This window comes from Rhizobium sp. YTUHZ044 (assembly GCF_051123975.1).
In the GTDB taxonomy this organism is placed as follows: Bacteria; Pseudomonadota; Alphaproteobacteria; order Rhizobiales; family Rhizobiaceae; genus Rhizobium.
Map to the genome: position 1 here is coordinate 447098 of NZ_CP101426.1, position 23475 is coordinate 470572.

The window sequence follows — 23475 nt, forward strand, 5'->3', positions numbered from 1 at the left end:
GTCACATCCTGTTTCGAATGCGCCATGTTGCACAGGTGTACAATATGGCTTCGTCCGGACCCCTAATCAATGGCGGGACGAATTGTTCCACCAGGATTTTTGAAAATGTGGTAACCATGCCTCGCTGTCCGACCGCTGCCTTGCTTCGTGCACTTTCGTGCCGCGGTTACGGGCCGCCATCAGCGCTCCCAATAGGGGATCGGCCCGTAAAGCTCGCTCAGATAGTCGATGAACAGCCGCACCTTGGCCGGCAGGAACTGCCGGCTAGGATAGACGGCCGAGAGCGCGACATTGTGCGAGCCCTCATAGGCGGGCAGCACCTGCACCAGACGGCCGGCCTTCAGTTCCTCGCCGATATCCCAGGTGGACCGCAGCGCGATCCCGAGCCCCGCGATGACGGCCTCGCGGATCACCTCGCTGGAATTGGTGATCAGCATGCCGTCTGGCCGCAGGCTGAGGGCTCCGTCCGGCCCGTTCAGCCGCCAGGTGTCGTTATTGTGCGCCGGCAGGCAGCGATGGTGTTTCAGATCGTCGATATGCCTGGGCTCGCTATGCGCGGCCAGGTAATCCGGCGAAGCACAGAGCAGCCGGCGCACGGGCGCCAGCCGTCGGGCGACGAGGCTGGAATCGGTCAGTTCGGCAATCCGGATCGCCAGATCGAAACCGCCGCCGACGATGTCGCTGAATTCGTCGGTCAGCACCAGGTTGATCGCAAGCTCCGGGTGCGCCTGCATGAACGCCTTCAGATGAGGCGCGATATGCATGCGACCGAAGGAGGTCGGCGCCGAGATCTTCAGCGTGCCGTGCATTTGCGCCGAGCGGCCGGAAATGTAGAATTCGGCCTCCTCCAACCCGGCGAGAATGCCGAGAACGCGGTCGTAAAAACCCTGTCCGGCTTCCGTCAGCGAGATCTGCCGCGTCGTGCGCTGCAAAAGCCGGGTACCGAGCCGGTCCTCCAGCCGTTTGATCCGCTTGGAGACGACCGCGGGCGAAAAGCCGAGCGCCCGCCCGGCGAGCGACATGCTCCCCGTCGAAACGACCTTGGCAAAGATCTCGAGATCACCCAGATTGGTCATAAGGTTTTCAGACTTTTTCCCCTTTTGACATAAGTGCTTAGCATTTGCGCCACTTTCTGGAAAGTGCTAAGCCGGTTCACCGGCGGCAGAGGCTGGCGGCCCGTCCCGCTGTCACCTTTCCGCTGTGATTTCCGGTCGTCAGGGTCAGGGAGGACATCATGTCCGACGCCATTCCGTTTCTCGCCCCGCGCGCCGATGTGCTGGCGCGCCGCGCCCGGATCGTTGCCGATCTCGCCGATCTTCTGCCACCGGAATGCCTGGTTCATGAGGCGCGCGAACTGGTGCCGTTCGAGACAGACGCCTTCGTGTCCTATCGCCGCCTGCCGCTTGCCGTCGCCCTGCCGCGCACCACGGCCGAGGTGGCGGCCGTCATGCGCTATTGCCAACGCTACGGCATTCCCGTGGTGCCGCGCGGCGCCGGCACCTCGCTTTCCGGCGGCGCCATTCCGCAGGAGGATGCCGTTGTGCTCGGCCTGTCGAAGATGAACAGCATTCTCGAAATCGATCTGCCGAACCGTGTCGCCGTGGTTCAGGCGGGTGTCACCAATCTCAACATCTCCGAATCCGTCTCGGCCGACGGCTTTTTCTACGCGCCTGATCCGAGTTCGCAGCTCGCCTGCACGATTGGCGGCAATATCGGCATGAATTCCGGCGGCGCCCACTGCCTGAAATATGGCGTCACCACCAACAATCTGCTCGGCGTCAGAATGGTGCTGGTCGACGGCACGGTGATCGAACTCGGCGGCAAGGCGCTGGACGCGGCCGGTTACGACCTGCTCGGCCTCGTCTGCGGCCACGAAGGCCAGCTCGGCATCGTCACCGAGGCGACCGTGCGGCTGATCGCCAAGCCGGAAGGCGCCCGTCCGGTGCTCTTCGGCTTCGAAAGCTCGGAAGAGGCCGGCGCCTGCGTTGCCGATGTCATCGCCGCCGGAATCATCCCGGTTGCCATCGAGTTCATGGACAAGCCGGCGATCGAGATCTGCGAGGCCTTCGCCCATGCCGGCTATCCCCTCGATGTCGGGGCACTGCTGATTGTCGAGGTCGAGGGTTCGGACGCCGAAATGGACGCCACCCTCAAAGACATCGTCGAGATCGCCCGCCGCCATGCTGTGAAGACCGTGCGCGAATGCCAGTCGGCCACCGAGGCGGCGCTGATCTGGAAGGGGCGCAAATCCGCCTTCGGCGCCACCGGCCGCATCGCCGACTATATCTGCATGGACGGCACCGTGCCGCTCAGCCAGCTTTCCCATGTGCTGAAGAGAACTGCCGAGATCGTCGATCACTACGGCCTGCGGGTCGCCAACGTCTTTCATGCCGGCGACGGCAACATGCATCCGCTGATCCTCTTCAATGCCAACGACCCCGAGGATGCCGCCCGCGCAGAAGCCGCCGGCAACGATATCCTCAAGCTCTGCGTCGATGCCGGCGGCTGCCTCACCGGCGAGCATGGCGTCGGCATCGAAAAGCGCGACCTGATGCGCCATCAATATTCGGAGGCCGATCTCGCCCAGCAGATGGCGGTGCGCGCCGCCTTCGATCCGGGCTGGCTCCTCAACCCGTCGAAGGTCTTCCCGCTCGAAGGGCGCCCTGCCGCATGATCGATCTGATGCCGACAAGCGAGGAACAGGCGGCGGCGATCGTCCTCGCACATGCGGAGACGAACCGGCCGCTCGCTGTCTGTGGCGGTGATACGCGCTCCGGTTTCGGCAATGCCGTTGCATCAGAAGACCGGCTGCGATCGACCAGGCTTTCCGGTATCATCGCCTACAATCCCGGCGAGATGGTCATGACGGTCCGCTCGGGTACGCCGCTTGCCGAGGTCGAGGCGGCACTGTCCGAAGGCGGCCAGATGCTTGCCTTCGAGCCAATGGATCATCGCCCAATCATGCGCAGGTCGGGCGAGCCGACGATCGGCGGCGTCTTCGCCGCCAATGTTTCCGGCCCGCGCCGCCTCGTTGCCGGAGCGGCCCGCGACAGCCTGCTCGGTGTTCGCTTCGTCAACGGCAGGGGCGAGATCATCAAGGCCGGCGGCCGGGTGATGAAGAACGTCACCGGCCTCGATCTCGTCAAGCTGATCGCCGGCTCGCATGGAACGCTGGGTTTTCTCACCGAACTGACCTTCCGCGTGCCGCCGCGCCCGAAGACGGAACAGACGCTGGTTCTCTCCGGCCTCAACGATGCCGAAGCGGCCAATGCCATGGCGGCGGCGATGGCGCTGCCGGTCGAGGTCTCCAGTGCCGCCCATCTGCCGCTGACGGTGACCTGGAAATTCCTTGCCGGCAAATTGCCCGAGGGCGAGGCGACGGTTCTGCGCGTTGAGGGCCTGGCCGGTTCGGTCGGCGTGCGCATGGAAAAGCTTGCGGCGGCGATGTCGGCCTTTGCCACGGTGACGCGGCTGGATGAGCCGGAGAGCCAGAGGCTCTGGCGAGAAATCCGTGATGTATTACCCTATGCCGACGGTACGACACGGCCGGTCTGGCGCGTCTCGGTCGCGCCGGGAGCCGGCCACCAGCTGGTCGCGGCCCTTCGTCTAGAAGCCGGCGTCGACGCCTTCTACGACTGGCAGGGCGGTCTCGTCTGGATGAGGATGGAGGCGGACCCCGAAGCAGATCTGGTCCGCCGCTTCATCAAGGTGCTCGGTGGCGGCCATGCGACGCTGATCCGTGCTTCGGACGCGGCGAGGGCGGCAACGGCGGCCTTCCATCCGGAGCCGGAGGCAGTGGCGATGCTGTCGCGGCGGGTGAAGGAGAAGTTCGATCCGGCGGGGATCTTCAATCCGGGGAAGATGGGGTGAGAAGATGAGTTTGCGCGTGGTCCACCCCCCTCTGTCCTGCCGGACATCTCCCTCACAAGAGGGAAGATTGGCAAGAGGTTGGATCACCGGTCCCTCTCTGCCGTATCGAAGTAATTCCACGGTGGCTGTTTGGGGAAACCGTTGCGCCCATCTGATCTCCCCCCTTGTGGGGGAGATGTCCGGCAGGACAGAGGGGGGTGCCCCAGGCACAGCGCCCCCAAAGCGGAGGTCCCGCTAGATGCAAACCAACTTCACCCCATCGCAACTCGCCGACCCCCATGTCGCCGAATCCGAAAAGATCCTGCGCAAGTGCGTCCATTGCGGCTTCTGCACTGCCACCTGTCCCACCTATGTGACGCTCGGCAACGAGCTCGACAGCCCGCGCGGGCGGATCTACCTGATCAAGGACATGCTGGAAAACGGCCGCCCCGCCGATGCCGAGGTCGTCACCCATATCGACCGCTGTCTCTCCTGCCTTGCCTGCGTCACCACCTGTCCCTCGGGCGTCGACTATATGCATCTGGTCGATCACGCCCGCGCCCATATCGAAAAGACTTACAGACGGCCGTTCACGAACCGGCTGACGCGCGCCATTCTCGCGACCGTACTGCCCTATCCCGGCCGTTTCCGGCTGGCGCTCCATCTCGCCCGTCTCGGCCGCCCCTTTGCCGGCCTGATGCGGGGGGCAGCGCTGAAGCCCTTTGCCGCCATGCTGGCGCTTGCGCCGCGCCGCATCCCGGCGGCTTCAGACTTTTCAAAACCCGGCACCCATCGGCCCGAGGCGGGGCGGCGCGGCCGGGTGGCGATTCTCACCGGCTGCGCCCAGCCGGTGCTCGATCCCGGCATCAACGCGGCGGCGATCCGGCTGCTGACACGGCTCGGCATCGAGGTCGTGGCGCCGGAAGGCGAGGTCTGCTGCGGATCGCTGGTCCACCATATGGGCCGGGCCGAACAGGCGCTCGCAAGCGCCCGCACCAATGTCGATATCTGGACGCGCGAGATCGACAGCCATGGCCTCGATGCGATCCTCATCACCGCATCGGGCTGCGGCACGACGATCAAGGATTACGGTCACATGCTGCGCCTCGACCCCGCCTATGCCGCAAAGGCGGCCAGAGTCTCGGCGCTGGCAAAGGACATTACCGAATATCTGGCGACCCTCGACCTGCCGGCCCATATGCCGAGGGGCATCACGGTCGCTTATCATTCCGCCTGTTCGATGCAGCACGGCCAGCGCATCACCCTTGCGCCGAAGCAACTGCTGAAGGCGGCGGGCTTTACCGTGCGCGATCCGGCCGAAGGCCATCTCTGCTGCGGCTCGGCCGGCACCTACAACATCATGCAGCCGGAGATTTCGGCGGCGCTGAAGGCACGCAAGGTCAAAAACATCGAGGCCACCAAGGCCAACATCATCGCCACCGGCAATATCGGCTGCATCACCCAGATCGCCGCCGGCACCGAGATCCCGATCCTGCATACGGTCGAGCTTCTCGACTGGGCCTATGGCGGCGCTATGCCGGAAAAATTAACCGGTTTGCCGTTAGGCTGACGGGAATGCGGGCCCATTCGGGCCGCTCCCGGGAGGTTGGGCGATGTGGCGGGGAATGATTGTACTTGCGGGACTGCTCGGTGCGGCAGGCGCGGCCCATGCCGACAGCCGCCTATTCTGTTCCGCCGATGACGCGCAGGCGCGCTTCACCCTTGAAAGCGGTTTCGCAAGCGATGCCGGCCATAGGCTCAACCATTTCCGCGGTGCGCTTGTTGTCAAGGATCCCGCGCAAGCGACCTTTGCCAAACGTCTGTTCGAATCGCAGCATCTGAGCAATCACTGGTCGCGCGATGGCGAACTGCTTCTGGAGGTCTTCGACGGCGGCGGTGACGATACTGGCGGCGCAACGCTGGATCTGGTGGTGGTCGCCGGCGTCCGTGGCAAGCCGGCGTCGAATTTCAGCGGCACCTATTCCCTGACCATCGAAGGCGGCAGCAAACCTTATGCTGCCGAGGGCAAGGTCAGCTGCGGCACGAAATAGCGCCGCAGCCGAAATTCAATTCATTACCAGTGGAACGAGACGCCGACGTTGACGGCGTTGGTGAAGATGTTGGTCTTCAGGTCAACGCCGCTGTCGATCGGAACGTCGACGCGCGAATAGGTGCCCTTGTATTCGACAAAGGTCGACCAGCGGTCGGTCACCTTGAAATCGACGCCGGCCTGGGCCTGCAGCGTCACGCCGCCGAATTCGTAGGCCCAGGTCTTGCCCTCGGGACGAATCACCTCGACATGCGGAATGTTCACGCCGATGCCGGCGCCGAGATAAGGCGTCCAGCGGCGGCTCGGATCCTGGAAGCGGTAGAGCCCGTTCACCGTCAGCAGGTTCAGACCGTCGGTGAATTCGAAATGCGACCAGCCGGCCTTGGCGAGCGTGTCGTCGTCGGCATAGACCTTGTCATGGGTGTAATCGAGCGAGATACCCCAGTTCGGCTTGTTGAAATTCTCCAGCCACCAGGTGACGCGGCCGCCGTAATAGGGCGGCGCGCCGAAGGACTTGCCTTCCCAGCCGGCGGTGAAATGCGTGCCGTCGGAAAGATCGACGCCGCTGTGCGGCGCGGTCTGGTAACCGCCGTAAATGGAGAACTGCAGATCTTCCGCCGAGGCGGATGCTGCCGAACAGAATGTGAAAAACGCGATGCCCGCAAGCAGGGAAGCGGAAGAACGCAGCGCATATGTCATTGAATAGCCCCGATATTGCAAATATGTCCACTCCTAGGCACGTCTGCCAGCTTTCAGCCGCAAAGTCCAAGAGAAATAAAAGGCGCCTCTAAAAAGCGCCCTCGTTTTTTGACAAGTGTTGCTCAGCCGCCGAACATGGTGCGCAGCACGTCGATACCCCTGTCCTCGAAAGCCACATTGCCCTGCTTGTTGCCGGGGCCGATGACGATCACCTTGGTGCCGACAGGCGCACGATCGTAAAGATGCATCACGTCCTCGTTCATCATGCGGATACAGCCGGAAGACATATTGAGGCCGATCGTCCAGGGCTGGTTGGTGCCGTGGATGCGGAAGATGGTGTCGCGGCCACCCTGGTAGAGATACATGGCGCGGGCGCCGAGCGGATTGTCCTCGCCGCCTTCCTGGTAAGCGGGGATGATGTGACCCTTGGCGGCTTCGCGGCGGCGCATTTCGGCCGGCGGCGTCCAGGCCGGCCATTCAGCCTTGCGGCCGATCTTGACGATGCCCGACCAGCCGAAGCCGTCGCGGCCGACCCCGATGCCGTAGCGGGTCGCGCGGTTGTTGCCTTCGACCAGGTAGAGATATTTGTTATTGGTATCGATGATGACAGTGCCGGCCACTTCCGTCGTCACCAGGCGCACTTTCTTGCGCTTGAATTGCGGCTTTACATATTTCGGCATCTGCGCCACGCGCATGATCTGCGCCGGATGCCGTGCATTGTCGGAAGCCGGGCCGGCAGGCGCGGCAAAGGCTGATGTAGAAATCAAGGACAGGACAAGTCCGGCCGCGGCCAGTCCCGGCATCACTTTGATCATTAGTCGATTCCCCTCAAGCAAGTCCGCCCGAAGCTACATGATCTTCTGCCCGATTCAAGATCGACATGGCCGGATAAAGCAATTTTGACGAGTGGAGCCACCTGTCCTAGCGGCTTCATAGAGCATTTCCGTATTTCTCCGAAACACGAAAATGCTCCATCTCTTTGTTTTTACTGAATTCTCAACGCAAAACCACTGCACACTCTTGCTGGTGCTCCAGCTTTTGCGTGCGCCGTTACATGACGATGACGCGGGTTCCGACGTTGACGCGGTCGTAGAGATCGACGACGTCCTCGTTGCGCAGGCGGATACAGCCGGAAGAAACGGCGCTGCCGATCGACCAGGGCGCATTGGTGCCATGGATGCGGTAGAGCGTCGAGCCGAGATACATGGCGCGCGCGCCGAGCGGATTTTCCAGGCCGCCGTCCATGCGCGCCGGCAGATAGTGGCCCTTGGCGGCCTCGCGGCTGATCATTTCGGAAGGCGGCGTCCAATCCGGCCATTCCGTCTTGCGGGTGATCTTGTGGACGCCGGCCCATTCGAAGCCCGGCTTGCCGACACCCACGCCGTAGCGCCGTGCCTTGCCGCCATTCATGACGAGATAGAGAAAGCGGTTGTTGGTATCGATGACGATGGTTCCAGGCTTTTCCGTGGTGTCGTAATCGACCATCTGCGGCAGATATTGCGGCTCGATTGGGTGGCGGATTGCCGGTATGCCGGGATTGATCGCCGAAACCGTCTGAGGGGCCGGCTGCTGCGCCTGGCGGGTGACGCGGCGCTGGAAGAGGCCGCGCTGCTGCGGCTGGACGACCGGGCGCTGATAGACGACCGGCCGGACCTTGCCGCCGAGCTGATTGATCCAAGGCGCGGTCAGATCGGGGCTGAGGATAATAGGCGGGCGGGTGGCGTAGCGGTCGTCTGCAATGGCGGCCGTGGAGAAGATGCCGCAGAAGACTGAGGCAAGAAAAAGGTGTTTCATCATCGGACGAACTCTCTACAAATGACCGAAAATGGACTGGCGGGATGGGTCCGCCTGGCGGAGATGTTCCGCTCGCAAAGACGCTGCCACTCCATCCGCCAGCGAATGGTAAAGATCGATCCATGAAAGACCGACCGGCCGAATAAACTTTTCGTCAGGGTTACCGATCGGTTTGGAAAGACGGTTTGCAAATGGTAAAGCCGGAGTCATGACCGGAGAACGACGCGGATCCCGGAGAATGAAGCGGACATGAGCACGACTGGCATCATCATCGGCGAGGACGGCAGGAGCCGCTGCCACTGGCACGCCAACCTGCCGGACTATCTCAAGTATCACGACGAGGAATGGGGCCGCCCCGTCACGGACGATATTCGCCTGTTCGAGAAGATCTGCCTTGAAGGTTTCCAATCCGGTCTTTCCTGGCTGACCATCCTGCGCAAGCGGGAGAATTTCCGCGCCGCCTTCGCCGGCTTCGATTTCGAGAAGGTTGCCCTCTTCGGTGAGAAGGATGTGGCCCGCTGCCTGGCTGATGCCGGCATTATCCGTCATCGCGGCAAGATCGTTTCCACGATCAACAACGCCGGGCGCGCCATCGAGCTTCGGGACGAATTCGGCTCGCTCGCCCGTTATTTCTGGCGCTACGAACCCGGCCACAATGAGCGGCCTGTTGTGGTCGACCGTGAGCACATCGTCGCCAATCCGACGACGCCGACATCGGTGGTCATTTCGAAGGATCTGAAGAAACGCGGCTGGACCTTTGTCGGCCCGACCACAGTTTATGCCTTCATGCAGGCGATGGGCCTCGTCAACGATCATCTGGAGGGCTGCTTCTGTCGGCCCGAGGTGGAGGCGATGCGCGCCGTCCTGGTTCGACCATGAAAGATCTGTCCGTGAAAATATCGATCGCCGCCCTTGCCCTGTTGTTCTTGCCGGCCTTTGCCGCGGCGCAGACGCCGCAGCTCGATCCCGGTGAGAAACTGGAGAAGCTGCAGTTTCCGGCCGTCACCATGCAGCTCAAGGGATGGACGAAATTCGGCAGCGGCCACGTCTACACGCTGCCGGTGCGCGCCGGTCAGCACGTGAAGATCGATTTTTCCACCAAGAGCAAGTTCGCCTTCCTGGCGATCTTCGACCTGTCGAAACCCGACGACGAAGCTTTCTTCGGCACCGATGAGGACGGCATGAGCTTTCAGACGACGGTGAAGGAAAACACCACCTGGCTGCTGCGTCCCTACTACTCCAAGGTCTCGCCGCGCCGCGGCCTCGGGGCCCCCTTCAGCATCCTCATCGAGCCGCTGACCGCCGCCCCGCAGCATCCGCCGGCTGAGCCGGACTCGCCCTCGCTGTTTCCGAAGGCGCCTCCCAAGGCGAAATGAGGCTGGCTTAATGCGTGTCGCCTGGGCCCGCTATGCGAGCCCATCGATCAGCTCGCGCAATTCGCCGAGATGGCCAATCTTTCGGAAGCGCGGCGCTTCTCTCGGCTCGTCCACATGTTCCAGCACCCAGGTGAGTTCGTGCGGCACGAAAACGCCGTAACTGCCGGCTGCGATCGCCGGCACGATATCCGATTTCAGCGAATTGCCGACCATCATTGCCCGCTCCGGCCCGTCTCCGACCTTGGCGAAGATGCGGCGATAGGTGACGGCCGTCTTGTCGGATACGATCTCGACGGCATCGAAGAAGTCGCCGAGCCCGGATTGGGCAAGCTTGCGCTCCTGGTCGAAGAGATCGCCCTTGGTGATTACGACAAGCAGATATTTGCCGGCAAGCGCCTCCAACGTGTCGCGCGCATGCGGCATGATCTCGACCGGATGGCTGAGAAGGTCGCGGCCGGTATCGAGGATCTTGGCGATGACGCTCGCCGGCACTTTGCCCTCGGTGATCTCGATCGCCGTCTCGATCATCGACAGCGTGAAGCCCTTGATGCCGAAGCCGTAATGGCGAAGATTGCGTTTCTCGGCTTCCAGCAGCCGCTCGGAAATCTTCGGGCCTTCAGCGAAATCGGCAAGAAGCTCAGTAAAATAGGCCTCGGTCAGTCGGTAATGTTGTTCGTTCTGCCAAAGCGTGTCGTCGGCATCGAAGCCGATCGTCGTCAGTGCTCGCGTCGTCACATGCGCACCTCTTCAATTATGGCCGTCAATCTATCGGCCGCCTGTGTCGAGACAAGGGCTATGTCGAGACAAGGGCGTCAGCCTCCGATGCGACAACGCTTGGCGTTGAAAAGCGTCGCCGTCGCACTACATCGAATGGGCCTCACCCAGCAGCCAGCCACGGCTGTGCCTGTCGCGCGCAGGCCAATAATCAAAAGATGAAGTTCTTCCGTTCGCAAGTCCCTCTTGCGGCAGACACAAAGGATTTTTTCGACCATGCGTTACAATCAACTCGGAAATACCGGACTTTTCGTCTCGGAAATCTGCCTGGGCACGATGACCTTCGGCGACGCCAAAGAAGGCAGCATGTGGGGCGCCATCGCCGATGTCGACCAGAATGCCGCCGACCGGATCGTCGAGCGCTCGCTGGCAGCAGGCGTCAATTTCATCGACACGGCCGATGTCTATTCATCCGGCGAATCCGAAAGGCTGCTCGGCCAGGCGCTGAAGAACCTGGATGTGCCGCGCAAGGACGTCGTCATCGCCACCAAGGTCTATGGCATCATGGGCGACAAGCCGAACGACCGCGGCGCCTCGCGCGGCCATATCATGGATTCGGTCGAGGCGAGCCTCAAGCGCCTGCAGACCGATCATATCGACCTCTATCAGATCCACGCGACCGATACGGTGACGCCGATCGAGGAAACGCTGCGCGCCTTCGACGATCTCGTTTCGCGCGGCCTCGTTCGTTATATCGGTGTTTCCAACTGGCAGGCCTGGCGTATTTCCAAGGCGCTCGGTGTCTCCGAACGCCGCGGCTTTGCCCGTTTCGAGACGGTGCAGGCCTATTATTCCATCGCCGGCCGCGATCTCGAACGGGACATCGTGCCGATGATGCAGGAGGAAAAGCTCGGCCTGATGGTTTGGTCGCCGCTCGCCGGCGGCCTGCTCTCCGGCAAATATGGTCCGGGCGCGCCTGGCAATGGCGAAGGCCGCCGCGCCAGTTTCGATTTCCCGCCGGTCGACAGGGACAGGGCTTGGGCCTGCGTCGCCGTCATGCGCGAGATCGCCGAGAAGCATGGTGTCGGCGTCGCGACCGTCGCGCTCGCCTATATCCTCGCCAAGCCTTTCGTCACCTCGGTCATCATCGGCGCCAAGCGTGTCGATCAGCTCGACCAGAACCTTGCCGCCGTCCGGCTGAAACTCGACGAAGGTGATATGCAGAGGCTCGACGAGGTGAGCGCACTTGCCCCAGAATATCCGGGCTGGATGCTGTCGCGACAAGGCGCCGGTCGCCGCCCGGCCGACTTCGAGCCGAAGGACTGACCTCACCACTCCAAGGTCCGGGGAACGCCTGTCCTATCGGGCGTTCCCCTTCAGCAACGGCTGACTACTTGCCGTGGGCCTTCAACCAGGCGTTCATTTCCGCGATCTCGGCCTCCTGCGCCTTGATCACCGCTTCGGCGAGCTTGCGGATTTCGGGATCCTTGCCGTATTGGAGCTCGACCTTGGCCATGTCGATCGCGCCCTGATGGTGCGGAATCATGCCGTGGACGAAATCGACGTCGGCGTCGCCGCTATACCTGATCATCATATTCTTGTGCATTTTGTCGTTCGCCTCGCTGAAGGCGTGGCTGGCCGCGTCGTGGTTGCCCATTGGCTCGCTCATATCCATGGGCTTGTCTTCGGCGAAAGCGGGTGCGGCAAAAGCGGCAAGCATGGCGGTAAGGGCGATGATTTTCAAAGACATGAGAGTTCCTTCCTCTGTCTGACAATAGAGTTCCCGGGCAGCCGAAGCCGCCCATCTGCATGGAAAATGCGGGTATCAGACCAGTCGGGGAGGCGGTGCCTGTGGAGCAGGCCTGTTGTCATCAAGGGCGCGGGCAAGCGGCGGCGCCGGATAGCCGAAATTGGATTTTCCGCCCGCCACGGTCATCACTGCCGCCGGCAGCATAAGACAGGCGGCGCAAAGCGGCATATGCGCGAAGTTTCCGCTGGCGCAAGGGTCTTTCAAGGAACCGGCCTTGCCTGCTTCTTTCGGCATCGGCATGCCAGCCATTTCATGGTGCATGCTGCCGCCGGCGGCCGGCGCATTCATCGACGCGCATGTCGGACAGCCGGCCCATGCGGACATGGCGCCGTAGACCAGCCAGCCGAGAAACATTGTGATGAGGGCGATCATGCGCATGGTGTTTCATATAGGTGAATGCCTGCTGCACGCCAAGTGCTGCCCGACGGCCCCATCCGGATCACCAGCCGGCAATGACCTTGTGTTCGATCCGGTAATCCCTGCTCTCCTCGCCGAGCGGAGCGACCGGCCATGTCCAGACCGCTTTCGCCGGCGGCGGGGTGACGCCGTGCAGCAGGTCGGTCTCCTCATGTGTTTTGCCGTTGCGGTCGATGACGGCATAGGCGATGTCGGTCACAAGGCAATGCCGGCAGGAAAGTTCGGAAAGCCCGCTGAGATGCGCGGTGATCAGCCTCTCCACCGTGTCTTCAGGCATTCGACCGGCCGCCTCGGCCTCATGGCGTCGCTTCACGCCGCGGCCGATCTGGGACAAGAGATTGGCGGAAACCACGAAATCGAGATAGGGCACGCCACGCAGGAAGGCGAGCGGTTCGGGCTCCTGACCGGCGGCGAAATCGTCGTAGCCGGAGAGATCGCGCTCGATCAGCCGGACGTTGCGATAGCCCTTGGCCGCAAGCCACAGCCGCACCGAGGCGAGATGAATGAGATCGACGAGCACGACGGTGTCGAAATCGCGTGCCAGCTCATCGATCGGCACATCCCGCAACAGACCGGAGCCGAGCACGACGGCGGTCCGCCTCTGCCTGAGGCCGGCCGCTGCTGCACGGATTGCGTTGCGGCTCTTCTCTTCGTGGTCGGCCCAATCCCCGGCGCAACGTCCGGCCCGCGACCAGAGATTGACGGAATTGCGGATGAACTTCCGATGGCGCTTGCCGGTCAGTGGCAATGTCGCGGCATAGAGGAGCGCCTCGGTGATCATGATCATATCCGCATTCTGAACAATGCCTCATCGTTCAATCGATTCTGGCAGCGCCATCAAGGCCCTCCGCCCTTGCCGCTCCCCGCCCAATCCGCTAGGACACCGCCACTGTCACAGTCAGCGGAATTCCCGGAAATGAACGACAAGCAGAAGAAACCGCAAAAGCTCAAGGCCCGCCTGCCGCGCGGCTTCGTCGACCGGACGGCCGACGATATCCGCGCCGTCAACGAGATGACGGCAAAGATCCGGGAAGTCTATGAGCATTATGGTTTCGATCCTGTCGAAACGCCGCTGTTCGAATATACCGATGCGCTCGGCAAGTTCCTGCCCGATAGCGACCGGCCGAACGAGGGCGTCTTCTCGCTGCAGGACGACGACGAGCAATGGATGTCGCTGCGTTACGACCTGACGGCGCCGCTTGCCCGCCATGTCGCCGAGAATTTCAACGAGATCCAGCTGCCCTACCGCACCTATCGCGCCGGCTACGTCTTCCGCAACGAGAAGCCGGGCCCCGGCCGTTTCCGCCAGTTCATGCAGTTCGACGCCGATACCGTCGGCGCGCCGGGCGTCCAGGCCGATGCCGAAATGTGCATGATGATGGCCGATACGCTCGAGGCGCTCGGCATCAAGCGCGGTGACTATGTCATCCGCGTCAACAACCGCAAGGTTCTGGATGGGGTCTTGGAGGCGATCGGCCTCGGCGGCGGCGACAAGGCCGGCCAGCGCCTCAACGTGCTGCGCGCCATTGACAAGCTCGACAAGTTCGGCCCGGAAGGCGTCTCGCTACTCCTCGGTCCCGGCCGCAAGGATGAATCCGGCGATTTCACCAAGGGCGCCGGGCTCAACCAGGAACAGATCGACAAGGTTCTGTTCTTCGTCGGCATCAAGGATTACGCCGAAAGCGCCGCACGCCTCGCCGGACTCGTCGCCGGAACGTCGAGGGGCGGCGAAGGCGTCGAGGAGCTGAATTTCATCGGTGCGCTCGTCACGAGCGCCGGCTACGGCTCCGATCGAATCAAGATCGACCCTTCCGTCGTGCGCGGCCTCGAATATTATACCGGCCCGGTCTATGAGGCCGAGCTTCTCTTCGACGTCACCAACGAGAAGGGCGACAAGGTCGTTTTCGGCTCGGTCGGCGGCGGTGGTCGTTATGACGGCCTCGTCTCCCGCTTCATGGGCCAGCCGGTTCCGGCAACCGGCTTTTCGATCGGCGTCTCCAGGCTGATGACGGCGCTGAAGAACCTCGGCAAGCTTGGCGCCAGCGAAGTGATCGAGCCGGTGCTGGTCACCGTCATGGACGGCGATGTCGAGGCGATGGGCCGCTACCAGAAGATGACGCAGCAATTGCGCGCGGCCGGTATTCGCGCCGAGATGTTCCAGGGCAACTGGAAGAAATTCGGCAACCAGCTGAAATATGCCGACCGCCGCGGCTGCCCCATCGCCATCATCCAGGGCGGCGACGAGCGCGCTGAAGGCGTCGTGCAGATCAAGGATCTGATCGAGGGCAAGCGCCTTTCCGGCGAGATCGAGGACAATGCCAGCTGGCGCGAAGCCCGCGTGGCGCAGGAGACGGTTATGGAAGCCGATCTCGTCGCCAAGGTGAGGGAAATCCTTGCCGCGCAGGCGGAGGATCGGAAGAGGGCTGGCGGTGATGTCTGAGACATATACGTGCCTTCCGGCACGCCCTTCGCCTGTTGTTCGGAGCGCAGCATGCCCCTGATCAACCTCCCGGAATTCTCCAACGACCTGCTTGCCGAATTCGCTTCGCGAAATTCCGAGCGCATCGATACGCCGGTCATACAGCCGGCCGAGCCGTTCCTCGATATCGCCGGCGAGGATCTTCGCCGCCGTATCTTCATGACGGAAAGCGAAACCGGCGCCAGCCTCTGCCTGCGTCCCGAATTCACCATCCCCGTCTGTCTGCGCCACATCGAGACGGCAACCGGCACGCCGAAGCGTTACGCCTACCTCGGCGAAGTCTTCCGCCAGCGCCGCGAAGGCGCCAATGAATTCTACCAGGCCGGCATCGAGGATCTCGGCGACATCAACATACCTGGCGCCGATGCCCGCGCCATTGGTGACGCCACAGGCATTCTCGCCCGCCTGCTGCCGGGCCGGCGCTTAGCCGTGACGTTGGGCGATCAGGCGGTGTTCGAAGCGGTCGTTCAGGCGCTCGGCCTGCCGCTCGGCTGGCAGAAGCGCCTGATCCACGCTTTCGGCAATATGACGCAGCTGGAAGCCTTGCTGGCAAGCCTCGTCAGCCCGCAATTCGTCACCGGCCTTGACGACGATATCGCCAGGCTTGTTGTGTCAGGTGACGAGCAGGCGCTGGTCGCCCATATCGAGCACGAGATGCAGGCGACCGGTTATTCCTCAAATGCCAGCCGCTCGCCGCTGGAGATCGCCCGGCGGCTCAAGGAAAAGCTCATCCTGTCCGAGACGCGTCTCGACGATGCGGCCTTCCATGTGCTGCAAGAGTTCCTGTCTCTGCACGTGCCGCTCGTCAATGCGTCCGCAGCACTTGCCGGCTTTGCCGACGCTGCCGGCCTGAAGCTCGGCAATGCGCTGTCGCGCTTCAACGGCCGCGTCGCCGCCCTTGCCGATGCCGGCGTCGACCTGTCCTGCCTGGATTACCGCGCCGCTTTCGGGCGTCCGCTCGATTATTACACCGGCCTCGTCTTCGAGGTGACGGTGGAAGGCTCGAGCGCGGTCCTGGCCGGCGGCGGCCGCTTCGACCGGCTGTTGACCTTCCTCGGCGCGACGGACCGCATTCCGGCCGTCGGCTTCTCCTTCTGGCTCGACCGCATCGAAACCGAAAGGGCAGCCGCATGACGATCACCATCGCGCTTCCCTCCAAGGGCCGGATGAAGGACGACGCTTCGGCGATCTTCGAGCGGGCCGGCCTGCCGATCTCGGCGGTTGGCAACGACCGCTCCTATCGCGGCCGCGTCGAAGGCTGGGACGATATCGAGATCACCTTCCTGTCGGCGTCGGAAATCTCCCGCGAGCTCGGCAACGGCACCGTCGATTTCGGCGTCACCGGCGAGGATCTGATGCGGGAAGGCTTTGCCGAGGCCGACAAGCGCGTCGAATTCTGCGCCCGGCTTGGCTTCGGCCATGCCGATGTCGTCGTCGCGGTGCCCGAGATTTGGCTCGATGTCGACAGCATGGCCGATCTCGGCGATGTCGCCGCCGATTTCCGCGCCCGCCACGGTCGGCGCCTTGCCATCGCCACCAAGTATTGGCGCCTGACCCAGCAGTTCTTTTCGAGCCAGCACGGCATTCAGCTTTATCGCATCGTTGAAAGCCTGGGCGCGACCGAAGGCGCTCCCGCCTCCGGCTCGGCCGATATCATCGTCGATATCACTTCCACCGGCTCGACGCTGCGCGCCAATCATCTGAAGGTGCTCCAGGACGGCATCATCCTGCATTCAGAGGCTTGCCTCGTGCGCGCCCGCAAGGAGAGCCATGCGGGCGAGCCGGCGGTGCAGGCGATCATCGAGGCGGTGCGCGCCGCCCTCTGATCCCGGTCATCAAGGCATAAAATGACCCGCCGTCGGATGACGGCGGGTTTTGCATTTTTGGGAGGATATCAACTGCTATCAGGCGGCTGCGTAGGCACCGCGGCGGGCGTCGAGCGAGTAGGCGCCTGCGCCATTGGTTGCGAGCATGATATAGGCGCCGGCGAGCGTGATGTTCTTCAGGAAGTTGACGAAGTTCAGGCCGTTAATCCAGCCGTTGGCGGCGGCCGGGAAATCGGGAACGTTGACTGGCGCAAGATGGAAGACCACGCCGGTGAAGACGCAGAAGACGGCAAGCAGCCAGCCGACGATGCGGACCTGGAAACCGACGAGCACGGCAATGCCGGTTGCGAGTTCGAAGAGACCGGCGAGATAGGTGAGCGCGGTGGAGGCCGGAAGGCCGGCGCCGGCGATCATGCCGGCAGTGGAAGCCGGATCGGTGACCTTGCCGAAGCCGGCAAAGATGAACATGAAGGAAAGAAGGATCCGGGCGATCAGGATGATGACATTGTTGGCGTTCGACATGGACATTGTCTCCGTTTGAATGGCTCTGGAGATCTTGGTGCCCCGGCACCTGTTGGACCTCTGATGCGTTCTATGTCGCCTTTTTCTGCCGTTATGGAAAGATAAACGGAAGCAGACGCTTCGTTCAATAATATGGAACGATGCCGTCGCTTGCTTTTCTGGAGCATCGTCTTCTATGGTCGCCGCCAAACATGGAGTCCCCTATGGCAGATCTTTCCGCATTTCCGATCACCACGCGCTGGCCGGCGAAAAATCCCGATATCATCCAGCTCTATTCCCTGCAGACGCCGAACGGGGTGAAGGTATCGGTCGCCCTCGAAGAACTTGGGCTCCCCTATGAGCCGCATTATATTTCCTTTGCCGCAAACGAGCAGAAGTCGCCGGAATTCGAATCCCTGAACCCGAACGGCCGCATTCCGGCGATCATCGATCCGGACGGGCCTGGGGGAAAGCCGATCGGCCTGTTCGAATCCGGCGCCATCCTGCTCTACCTCGCCGAAAAGACCGGCAAGCTCATCCCCGCCGATGCCGCCGGCCGCTATGAATGCATCCAGTGGGTGTTTTTCCAGATGGCCGGAATAGGTCCGATGCTCGGCCAGTTCGGCCATTTCCACAAATTCGCCGCCGACAAGGTCGCCAATAATTCCTATCCGGTGGAGCGTTACCGCGATGAATCCAAACGCCTGCTCGGCGTGCTCGAAGGCCGGTTGCAGGGCCGTCAGTGGATCATGGGCGATCAATATACGATCGCCGACATCACCACCTTCACCTGGGTCCGCGGCGCCGACATCTTCTATGGCGGCCGTGAGATTCTCGACTATGCGAAATTCCCCGCAGTCTCGGATTGGCTGGAGCGCTGCATCGCCCGCCCGGCAAGCGCCAGAGGCCTCAACATTCCGGTCAAACCGGAGTAACGGACGATCCGCCGGAAAATGCAAAAGGCCGCCCTGAGGCCCAGCCACTAAGGGGGTATTACTCAAGCTGGAGATTTCGGACACTCAACGCGGCTTCGATTGCCTCTCTCTCCCGGGGAGTGAACGTCAGCTTTTGCAAGAACCCGCATCGCCCGAACTTCGCGATCGCCGCAGATGTGGAGGTTCGGCGCGGTAGTCCGACTGGAAACCGGCAAACCCCGTATCAAGGACGCGATCCGCTTCGGCTGACGACCGCAATCCCGGCGGCATTCGGTCGGAGTCAGGCTTTTTTGACGCCGGCTTCCACAAATCGCAGATGGCGATGACTCTTTTCACCTCCTTGAAGCGTCGTTGTTGCGACCGTCGTCGAGCGGTCGAAACCAACCCGACTAAGGACTGAGAAATGGATCTGGAAGGAAAGCGAATCGTGGTCGTCGGCGGGAGCCGCGGCTTGGGGAGTGGGCTCGCCGAGGCATTCGTTGCTCGCGCGGCCGAAGTCACCGTGGTCGCCCGAGACGCGACGGCTGAGCAGCGGCCGGCTAAGCAACCGGCCGTCACCGCCATATCCGCCGATGCGACCGATGCCGACGCGGCGTGGCGGATCATGGAGCAGACGCGACCTGATGTTGTCATCATGAATGCCGGTGCGAAACCGTCCATGGAACGGATCGACCGCATTGGCTGGGAGGCATTCACGACCAACTGGAATGTGGACGTCAAGGCCGCGCTGCAATGGGTACAGGCTGCCCTGACTTTGCCAATGGCGCCGGGCGGGCTCGTCGTCCTGGTCTCCAGCGGAGCCGCCGTGCAGGGGTCGCCGCTATCGGGAGGTTATGCCGGCGCCAAGCGCGCGCAGTGGTTCATTGCAAAATATGCCGAAGACTTGTCGGCCGAACTCGGCCTGGGCTTGCGGTTCCGGGTCATCGTTCCCCGGCAGATGTTCGTTGGAACTGGTGTGGGCGATACCGGAATTGGGGCCTATGCTGCGAAGGCGGGTCGGACATTTGCCGAGCAGGCCGCCACCTGGCCGGACATGACGCCGCGGACTTTCGGTGATACGGTCGCCGAACTGATCGGCGATTCCGGCCTCGCCGAGGCCATGGTCTATGCCGTGCGTGGTGATACGGGTGTGACGGTCATCGAATGACGAAAGACCCAGCTCTCGGGGCCGAAGAGAGGAAAACTCTGCTCGAAGACCTGGCCAGGGAAGCGGACGCGCTTCGCCCCCAACTGCATCGTTATGCTGCTCGTCTGGTGGGTTCGGTGATCGACGGCGAGGACGTGATTCAGGACGCGTTTGTCAGGGTATTTGCGACGGCCGGCTCGATCCCACCGGGCACGCGGCTGCGACCGTGGCTGTTTCGCATCGTCCACAATCGAGCCATAGATGCCCTGCGCCAGCGCAGTACGCGCCGGTCGGAGCCGCTTGAGATGGCCTTTGATCTGGCCGATATCAGCGCCGTCGGCCCGGAGGACGCGCTGATCCGGCGGGACACGGTGAGTATCGCCCTGGGTCATTTTGCAGAATTGCCGGTGCCGCAACGCAGCGCGGTGATCCTCAAGGATGTGCTGGGAGAGTCGCTTGCGGATATCGCAGCGCTGCTGGAACTGAGTGTCGATGCCGTCAAGGCCCATCTGTCGCGCGGTAGGACGCGATTGCGCGCGATCTCCGACGTGCGGTCTGAGGTCGCGCCGTCGCCAAGTCCCGAGGCCCAGAACTTTGCAGCGCTCTTCAACGCCCAAGATTGGGACGCGCTGCGTCGCTTGCTGGCCGATGACGTTCGGCTTCGCCAGGCGCGACGGCCGGAAATCTCGGGTGCCGCCGACGTCGGTCGGTTCTTCACCTACTATGCCCAATATCCGCCGGTCAGGCTCGAACCGGCCTGGCTGGAAGGCCGGGAAATATTGCTGGTATCGGCCGAACCGTCGGGCGGTCCTTCCTATTTCATGCTGCTCGAATGGCGCGGGCAAAAGATAAGCCTGATCCGCGACCATCGCTACGCGACCTATGTCATGGATGGTGCTGATGTCATGCCGGCCGCATCGCGGTGACCGATACTGGTCGAGACGAGCTTTCTCGCGGCCCGCTATGCGCCGAATACCAAATCAGAAGCCAATGCCCGAAAGCCTGCCACGTGAAGTTAGGTTCACGCGATAGGCTTAGGGAACCGCAAATTTAGCGATTCCACGTTTTACGTTAGTGGCTGAGCCCTGAGGCGGCCTTTATCTCGCGTCGCCGGTCTTCACTGCCAGCTTGTGATCTGGGTTGCGTCTTGCAGCTTGAAGCGCGGAAAGATGAAGACGCCGGCCATGCGGCCGCTGTATTTCTCCTCGAGCCCGCTCGACTCCCCCATGCAGAACAGCGGCTGACGGAAACCGTTCCGCGTGATGATCGTCGTCGAAAAACAGAAAGAGGAGCAGTGCGTCGCCGCCTGCTCGAACAGCTCCAGCACGTGGCTGCGATCCTTGGTATCGTAGCAGCGGATCAGGTTCAGCAGGCCGCATTCATCGGCGGAGATGCCGTGCAGCATCGCGCTCCATTTGCCGAGACGGATCAGGCCGGTCGAAAAATCTCCGGTCCAGCTTTCGGAAACTGACAGCTGAGCAAGCATCTGGTGATTTTGATGATTGTCGTTCAGGGAGCCGGTCATCAAGGGCACGGCTGCATTGGCTTTGGCGATCTTAAACAAGGCGTTCCCCAGTTCGGATGCGGCTCCGACGCCGCACGCTCGGCAAACACAAAGAAACAGGATCATGGGACAGGGGCATAATGCCCGCGCCTACACCGGCGATCGTTGCGGCCGTTCGAGTCTCCGGACCGGAGCCTCTCGAGTACGCAACTATGGCATCGCCTTCTCGCGCTCGTCTGATGGCGAAAATCATCGCCGGGCGCGCATCAATTGCAGCGCGGATTTATAGGAGCTTTTGCACAAACGGCAACGGCTTTTTAAGGGCTGTTCGGATCGGCATCAGTTGCGGGAAATGTCGGCATCCCCGCGTCTTCGGCCAGAAGTGATCAGTTTCAGCGCTTTTCGACCCGTTTCGCTGCGCTTGCGGGAGAAAGCCTGCCCCCCGTAAGCAATCTCCCGCGCATAGGAAATGAGCGGCGACATAAGCCTGACGAAAGCTTCGCGAGCGCGGACGCACTGCGCAGCATAAAATAGCGCGCAACGGATCGAATCATTTTTGGCGAAAAGAAAAGGGCGACCCGAGGGCCGCCCTTCCTGTTCCGGATGTGCCGGAATGGATTTCAGTGACGGCTTTCGCCTATCACATCATGTCCATACCGCCAGTTCAGCGCGCTTTACGCGCTGAACCATTTTGAATGATGGGCGGTTTCATGGACGATGTTGTGACAGGCCGGAGGCCTATCACATCATGTCCATACCGCCCATGCCGCCCATGCCGCCCGGCATAGCCGGAGCGTCCTTCTTCGGCAGCTCGGCGATCATGGCTTCGGTGGTGATCAGCAGCGATGCGACGGAAGCGGCATCCTGCAGGGCGGTGCGAACGACCTTGACAGGGTCGATGATGCCCATGCCGATCATGTCGCCATATTCGCCGGTCTGGGCGTTGTAGCCGTAGTTGTCCTGATCCTTGTCGAGGATCTTGCCAACGACAATCGAAGCTTCGTCACCAGCGTTCTCAGCGATCTGGCGGGCCGGAGCCTGCAGAGCGCGACGAACTATGTTGATGCCGGCTTCCTGGTCGTCGTTGACGCCCTTGGCGGAGATCTTGACGGAAGAACGGAGCAGGGCAACGCCGCCGCCCGGTACGATGCCTTCCTGAACGGCAGCGCGCGTCGCGTTGAGGGCGTCGTCGATGCGGTCCTTCTTCTCCTTGACTTCGACTTCGGTCGAGCCACCGACGCGGATGACGGCAACGCCACCAGCGAGCTTGGCAAGGCGTTCCTGCAGCTTCTCGCGGTCGTAGTCGGAGGTGGTTTCTTCGATCTGCGCCTTGATCTGGGCAACACGGCCTTCGATGTCGGACTTGGCGCCCGAACCGTCGACGATCGTGGTGTTTTCCTTGGAGATCGAAACCTTCTTGGCACGGCCGAGCATGTCGAGCGTGACGCTTTCGAGCTTGATGCCGAGGTCCTCGGAGATGACGGTGCCGCCGGTCAGGATGGCGATGTCTTCGAGCATGGCCTTGCGGCGGTCGCCGAAGCCAGGCGCCTTGACGGCAGCAATCTTCAGGCCGCCGCGCAGCTTGTTGACGACGAGCGTTGCAAGGGCTTCGCCTTCGACGTCTTCAGCGATGATGAGGAGCGGCTTGCCGGTCTGGACGACGGCTTCGAGAACCGGGAGCATCGACTGCAGGTTCGAGAGCTTCTTCTCGTGGAGGAGAATGAAGACGTCTTCGAGGTCGGCGACCATCTTTTCCGGGTTGGTGACGAAGTAGGGGCTGAGATAGCCGCGGTCGAACTGCATGCCTTCGACGACTTCGAGTTCGGTTTCGGCGGTCTTGGCTTCTTCAACCGTGATGACGCCTTCGTTGCCGACCTTCTGCATGGCTTCGGCAATGTCGAGACCGACCTGACGTTCGCCGTTTGCGGAGATCGTGCCGACTTGGGCGACTTCCTCCGAAGTGTTGATCTTCTTGGCCTTGGCCTGGAGATCCTTGACGACTTCAGCAACGGCGAGATCGATGCCGCGCTTCAGGTCCATCGGGTTCATGCCGGCGGCAACGGCCTTGGCGCCTTCGCGAACGATCGCCTGGGCAAGAACGGTTGCAGTCGTGGTGCCGTCGCCGGCGATGTCGTTGGTCTTCGAAGCGACTTCGCGGACCATCTGGGCGCCCATGTTTTCGAACTTGTCTTCGAGTTCGATTTCCTTGGCGACGGAAACGCCGTCCTTGGTGATGCGCGGAGCGCCGAACGACTTGTCGATGATGACGTTACGACCCTTCGGGCCGAGCGTGACCTTCACTGCATCGGCGAGAATGTCGACGCCGCGCAGCATCTTTTCGCGCGCGGTGCGGCCAAACTTGATTTCTTTAGCTGCCATGTTTGTGACTCCTGAA

At 62.2% G+C, this 23475-nt stretch carries 24 protein-coding genes; 13 read left to right on the forward strand and 11 right to left on the reverse strand.

Features of this window, described 5'->3' with window-relative positions:
- Positions 1-179: 179 nt before the first annotated feature.
- Positions 180-1076: a LysR family transcriptional regulator gene (locus NL154_RS02165; RefSeq protein ID WP_434733498.1), complete on the reverse strand. Its 897-nt coding sequence runs from the start codon at positions 1074-1076 to the stop codon at positions 180-182.
- A 158-nt stretch (positions 1077-1234) separates the two neighbouring features.
- Between NL154_RS02165 and NL154_RS02170 the strand changes: the two genes are divergently transcribed.
- From NL154_RS02170 to NL154_RS02185, 4 genes are all read left to right on the forward strand, one after another.
- The gene (locus tag NL154_RS02170; RefSeq protein WP_434733499.1) at positions 1235-2674 is read left to right on the forward strand and encodes an FAD-linked oxidase C-terminal domain-containing protein; all 1440 of its coding nucleotides are present in this window, start codon (positions 1235-1237) and stop codon (positions 2672-2674) included.
- Entirely contained in the window at positions 2671-3870 is a 1200-nt protein-coding gene (locus NL154_RS02175; protein ID WP_210629058.1) for an FAD-binding protein, read from the forward strand. Before NL154_RS02170 ends, NL154_RS02175 begins: the two co-directional genes overlap by 4 nt.
- Positions 3871-4108: 238 nt before the next feature.
- A complete protein-coding gene (gene glcF, locus NL154_RS02180) occupies positions 4109-5419 on the forward strand; it encodes a glycolate oxidase subunit GlcF (protein WP_210629057.1) in 1311 nt (436 codons plus the stop codon).
- Between the two features lie 43 nt (positions 5420-5462).
- Positions 5463-5900 (forward strand): hypothetical protein, encoded by a 438-nt coding sequence (locus tag NL154_RS02185; protein ID WP_210629056.1) that lies wholly within the window; start codon positions 5463-5465, stop codon positions 5898-5900.
- A gap of 23 nt (positions 5901-5923) precedes the next feature.
- Here the strand turns inward: NL154_RS02185 and NL154_RS02190 are convergent, their stop codons facing one another.
- The 3 genes from NL154_RS02190 to NL154_RS02200 form a co-directional block, all read right to left on the reverse strand.
- Positions 5924-6598: an outer membrane protein gene (locus NL154_RS02190; protein WP_210629055.1), complete on the reverse strand. Its 675-nt coding sequence runs from the start codon at positions 6596-6598 to the stop codon at positions 5924-5926.
- A gap of 122 nt (positions 6599-6720) precedes the next feature.
- Positions 6721-7413: a L,D-transpeptidase gene (locus NL154_RS02195; RefSeq protein WP_210629054.1), complete on the reverse strand. Its 693-nt coding sequence runs from the start codon at positions 7411-7413 to the stop codon at positions 6721-6723.
- A 235-nt stretch (positions 7414-7648) separates the two neighbouring features.
- Positions 7649-8395: a L,D-transpeptidase gene (locus tag NL154_RS02200; protein WP_210629053.1), complete on the reverse strand. Its 747-nt coding sequence runs from the start codon at positions 8393-8395 to the stop codon at positions 7649-7651.
- A gap of 246 nt (positions 8396-8641) precedes the next feature.
- Between NL154_RS02200 and NL154_RS02205 the strand changes: the two genes are divergently transcribed.
- Together NL154_RS02205 and NL154_RS02210 are read left to right on the forward strand one after the other, a co-directional pair.
- Positions 8642-9271: a DNA-3-methyladenine glycosylase I gene (locus NL154_RS02205; protein ID WP_210629052.1), complete on the forward strand. Its 630-nt coding sequence runs from the start codon at positions 8642-8644 to the stop codon at positions 9269-9271.
- Positions 9268-9768 (forward strand): hypothetical protein, encoded by a 501-nt coding sequence (locus NL154_RS02210; protein WP_210629051.1) that lies wholly within the window; start codon positions 9268-9270, stop codon positions 9766-9768. Before NL154_RS02205 ends, NL154_RS02210 begins: the two co-directional genes overlap by 4 nt.
- Positions 9769-9798: 30 nt before the next feature.
- Here the strand turns inward: NL154_RS02210 and NL154_RS02215 are convergent, their stop codons facing one another.
- Positions 9799-10503 carry an HAD family hydrolase gene (locus tag NL154_RS02215; protein ID WP_210629050.1) on the reverse strand — a complete coding sequence of 235 codons (705 nt, stop codon included), beginning with the start codon at positions 10501-10503 and terminating at the stop codon, positions 9799-9801.
- Positions 10504-10758: 255 nt separating this feature from the next.
- On the opposite strand from NL154_RS02215, the gene NL154_RS02220 reads away from it, so the two are divergent.
- Positions 10759-11808, forward strand: a complete 1050-nt coding sequence (locus NL154_RS02220; protein ID WP_210629049.1) for an aldo/keto reductase — start codon at positions 10759-10761, stop codon at positions 11806-11808.
- A 64-nt stretch (positions 11809-11872) separates the two neighbouring features.
- Here NL154_RS02220 and copM read toward each other — a convergent pair whose 3' ends face one another.
- The 3 genes from copM to NL154_RS02235 form a co-directional block, all read right to left on the reverse strand.
- Positions 11873-12232, reverse strand: coding sequence for a CopM family metallochaperone (gene copM / locus NL154_RS02225; protein WP_434733500.1), 360 nt, complete (start codon positions 12230-12232; stop codon positions 11873-11875).
- A 75-nt stretch (positions 12233-12307) separates the two neighbouring features.
- Positions 12308-12670: a hypothetical protein gene (locus tag NL154_RS02230; RefSeq protein WP_221146708.1), complete on the reverse strand. Its 363-nt coding sequence runs from the start codon at positions 12668-12670 to the stop codon at positions 12308-12310.
- 61 nt (positions 12671-12731) lie between these two features.
- Positions 12732-13496, reverse strand: a complete 765-nt coding sequence (locus NL154_RS02235; RefSeq protein WP_221154379.1) for a hypothetical protein — start codon at positions 13494-13496, stop codon at positions 12732-12734.
- Between the two features lie 129 nt (positions 13497-13625).
- On the opposite strand from NL154_RS02235, the gene hisS reads away from it, so the two are divergent.
- Genes hisS through hisG form a run of 3 tightly spaced genes read left to right on the forward strand, consistent with a single transcriptional unit; the run spans position 13626 to position 17014 of the window.
- Positions 13626-15149, forward strand: coding sequence for a histidine--tRNA ligase (hisS, locus tag NL154_RS02240; RefSeq protein ID WP_434733501.1), 1524 nt, complete (start codon positions 13626-13628; stop codon positions 15147-15149).
- Between the two features lie 51 nt (positions 15150-15200).
- Positions 15201-16322 carry an ATP phosphoribosyltransferase regulatory subunit gene (locus NL154_RS02245; protein WP_434733502.1) on the forward strand — a complete coding sequence of 374 codons (1122 nt, stop codon included), beginning with the start codon at positions 15201-15203 and terminating at the stop codon, positions 16320-16322.
- Positions 16319-17014 carry an ATP phosphoribosyltransferase gene (gene hisG / locus NL154_RS02250; protein WP_210629043.1) on the forward strand — a complete coding sequence of 232 codons (696 nt, stop codon included), beginning with the start codon at positions 16319-16321 and terminating at the stop codon, positions 17012-17014. Before NL154_RS02245 ends, hisG begins: the two co-directional genes overlap by 4 nt.
- Positions 17015-17092: 78 nt before the next feature.
- Here hisG and NL154_RS02255 read toward each other — a convergent pair whose 3' ends face one another.
- Positions 17093-17536, reverse strand: coding sequence for a DoxX family protein (locus NL154_RS02255; RefSeq protein WP_210629042.1), 444 nt, complete (start codon positions 17534-17536; stop codon positions 17093-17095).
- Positions 17537-17739: 203 nt separating this feature from the next.
- On the opposite strand from NL154_RS02255, the gene NL154_RS02260 reads away from it, so the two are divergent.
- The 3 genes from NL154_RS02260 to NL154_RS02270 all read left to right on the forward strand — a co-directional run bounded on the left by NL154_RS02260 (position 17740) and on the right by NL154_RS02270 (position 20502).
- Complete coding sequence (locus NL154_RS02260) at positions 17740-18450, forward strand: glutathione binding-like protein (protein ID WP_210629041.1); 711 nt, start codon at positions 17740-17742, stop codon at positions 18448-18450.
- A gap of 403 nt (positions 18451-18853) precedes the next feature.
- On the forward strand, positions 18854-19597 hold the full coding sequence (locus tag NL154_RS02265) for an SDR family NAD(P)-dependent oxidoreductase (RefSeq protein ID WP_434733503.1): 744 nt from the start codon (positions 18854-18856) through the stop codon (positions 19595-19597).
- Positions 19594-20502: a sigma-70 family RNA polymerase sigma factor gene (locus tag NL154_RS02270; RefSeq protein WP_221146703.1), complete on the forward strand. Its 909-nt coding sequence runs from the start codon at positions 19594-19596 to the stop codon at positions 20500-20502. The genes NL154_RS02265 and NL154_RS02270 overlap by 4 nt, the downstream gene beginning before the upstream one ends.
- Positions 20503-20693: 191 nt before the next feature.
- Here the strand turns inward: NL154_RS02270 and NL154_RS02275 are convergent, their stop codons facing one another.
- Both NL154_RS02275 and groL read right to left on the reverse strand, forming a co-directional pair.
- Positions 20694-21140: a hypothetical protein gene (locus NL154_RS02275; protein WP_210629039.1), complete on the reverse strand. Its 447-nt coding sequence runs from the start codon at positions 21138-21140 to the stop codon at positions 20694-20696.
- Positions 21141-21821: 681 nt separating this feature from the next.
- Positions 21822-23459 carry a chaperonin GroEL gene (groL, locus tag NL154_RS02280; protein WP_088396568.1) on the reverse strand — a complete coding sequence of 546 codons (1638 nt, stop codon included), beginning with the start codon at positions 23457-23459 and terminating at the stop codon, positions 21822-21824.
- Positions 23460-23475 lie beyond the last annotated feature (16 nt).

Coding starts and splice junctions, on each gene's coding strand:
- NL154_RS02165 (WP_434733498.1), bottom strand. CDS start 1,076: ATGACCAATCTGGGTGATCTCGAGATCTTTGCCAAGGTCGTTTCGACG.
- NL154_RS02170 (WP_434733499.1), top strand. CDS start 1,235: ATGTCCGACGCCATTCCGTTTCTCGCCCCGCGCGCCGATGTGCTGGCG.
- NL154_RS02175 (WP_210629058.1), top strand. CDS start 2,671: ATGATCGATCTGATGCCGACAAGCGAGGAACAGGCGGCGGCGATCGTC.
- glcF (WP_210629057.1), top strand. CDS start 4,109: ATGCAAACCAACTTCACCCCATCGCAACTCGCCGACCCCCATGTCGCC.
- NL154_RS02185 (WP_210629056.1), top strand. CDS start 5,463: ATGTGGCGGGGAATGATTGTACTTGCGGGACTGCTCGGTGCGGCAGGC.
- NL154_RS02190 (WP_210629055.1), bottom strand. CDS start 6,598: ATGACATATGCGCTGCGTTCTTCCGCTTCCCTGCTTGCGGGCATCGCG.
- NL154_RS02195 (WP_210629054.1), bottom strand. CDS start 7,413: ATGATCAAAGTGATGCCGGGACTGGCCGCGGCCGGACTTGTCCTGTCC.
- NL154_RS02200 (WP_210629053.1), bottom strand. CDS start 8,395: ATGATGAAACACCTTTTTCTTGCCTCAGTCTTCTGCGGCATCTTCTCC.
- NL154_RS02205 (WP_210629052.1), top strand. CDS start 8,642: ATGAGCACGACTGGCATCATCATCGGCGAGGACGGCAGGAGCCGCTGC.
- NL154_RS02210 (WP_210629051.1), top strand. CDS start 9,268: ATGAAAGATCTGTCCGTGAAAATATCGATCGCCGCCCTTGCCCTGTTG.
- NL154_RS02220 (WP_210629049.1), top strand. CDS start 10,759: ATGCGTTACAATCAACTCGGAAATACCGGACTTTTCGTCTCGGAAATC.
- copM (WP_434733500.1), bottom strand. CDS start 12,232: ATGTCTTTGAAAATCATCGCCCTTACCGCCATGCTTGCCGCTTTTGCC.
- NL154_RS02230 (WP_221146708.1), bottom strand. CDS start 12,670: ATGCGCATGATCGCCCTCATCACAATGTTTCTCGGCTGGCTGGTCTAC.
- NL154_RS02235 (WP_221154379.1), bottom strand. CDS start 13,496: ATGATCATGATCACCGAGGCGCTCCTCTATGCCGCGACATTGCCACTG.
- hisS (WP_434733501.1), top strand. CDS start 13,626: ATGAACGACAAGCAGAAGAAACCGCAAAAGCTCAAGGCCCGCCTGCCG.
- NL154_RS02245 (WP_434733502.1), top strand. CDS start 15,201: ATGCCCCTGATCAACCTCCCGGAATTCTCCAACGACCTGCTTGCCGAA.
- hisG (WP_210629043.1), top strand. CDS start 16,319: ATGACGATCACCATCGCGCTTCCCTCCAAGGGCCGGATGAAGGACGAC.
- NL154_RS02255 (WP_210629042.1), bottom strand. CDS start 17,536: ATGTCGAACGCCAACAATGTCATCATCCTGATCGCCCGGATCCTTCTT.
- NL154_RS02260 (WP_210629041.1), top strand. CDS start 17,740: ATGGCAGATCTTTCCGCATTTCCGATCACCACGCGCTGGCCGGCGAAA.
- NL154_RS02265 (WP_434733503.1), top strand. CDS start 18,854: ATGGATCTGGAAGGAAAGCGAATCGTGGTCGTCGGCGGGAGCCGCGGC.
- NL154_RS02270 (WP_221146703.1), top strand. CDS start 19,594: ATGACGAAAGACCCAGCTCTCGGGGCCGAAGAGAGGAAAACTCTGCTC.
- groL (WP_088396568.1), bottom strand. CDS start 23,459: ATGGCAGCTAAAGAAATCAAGTTTGGCCGCACCGCGCGCGAAAAGATG.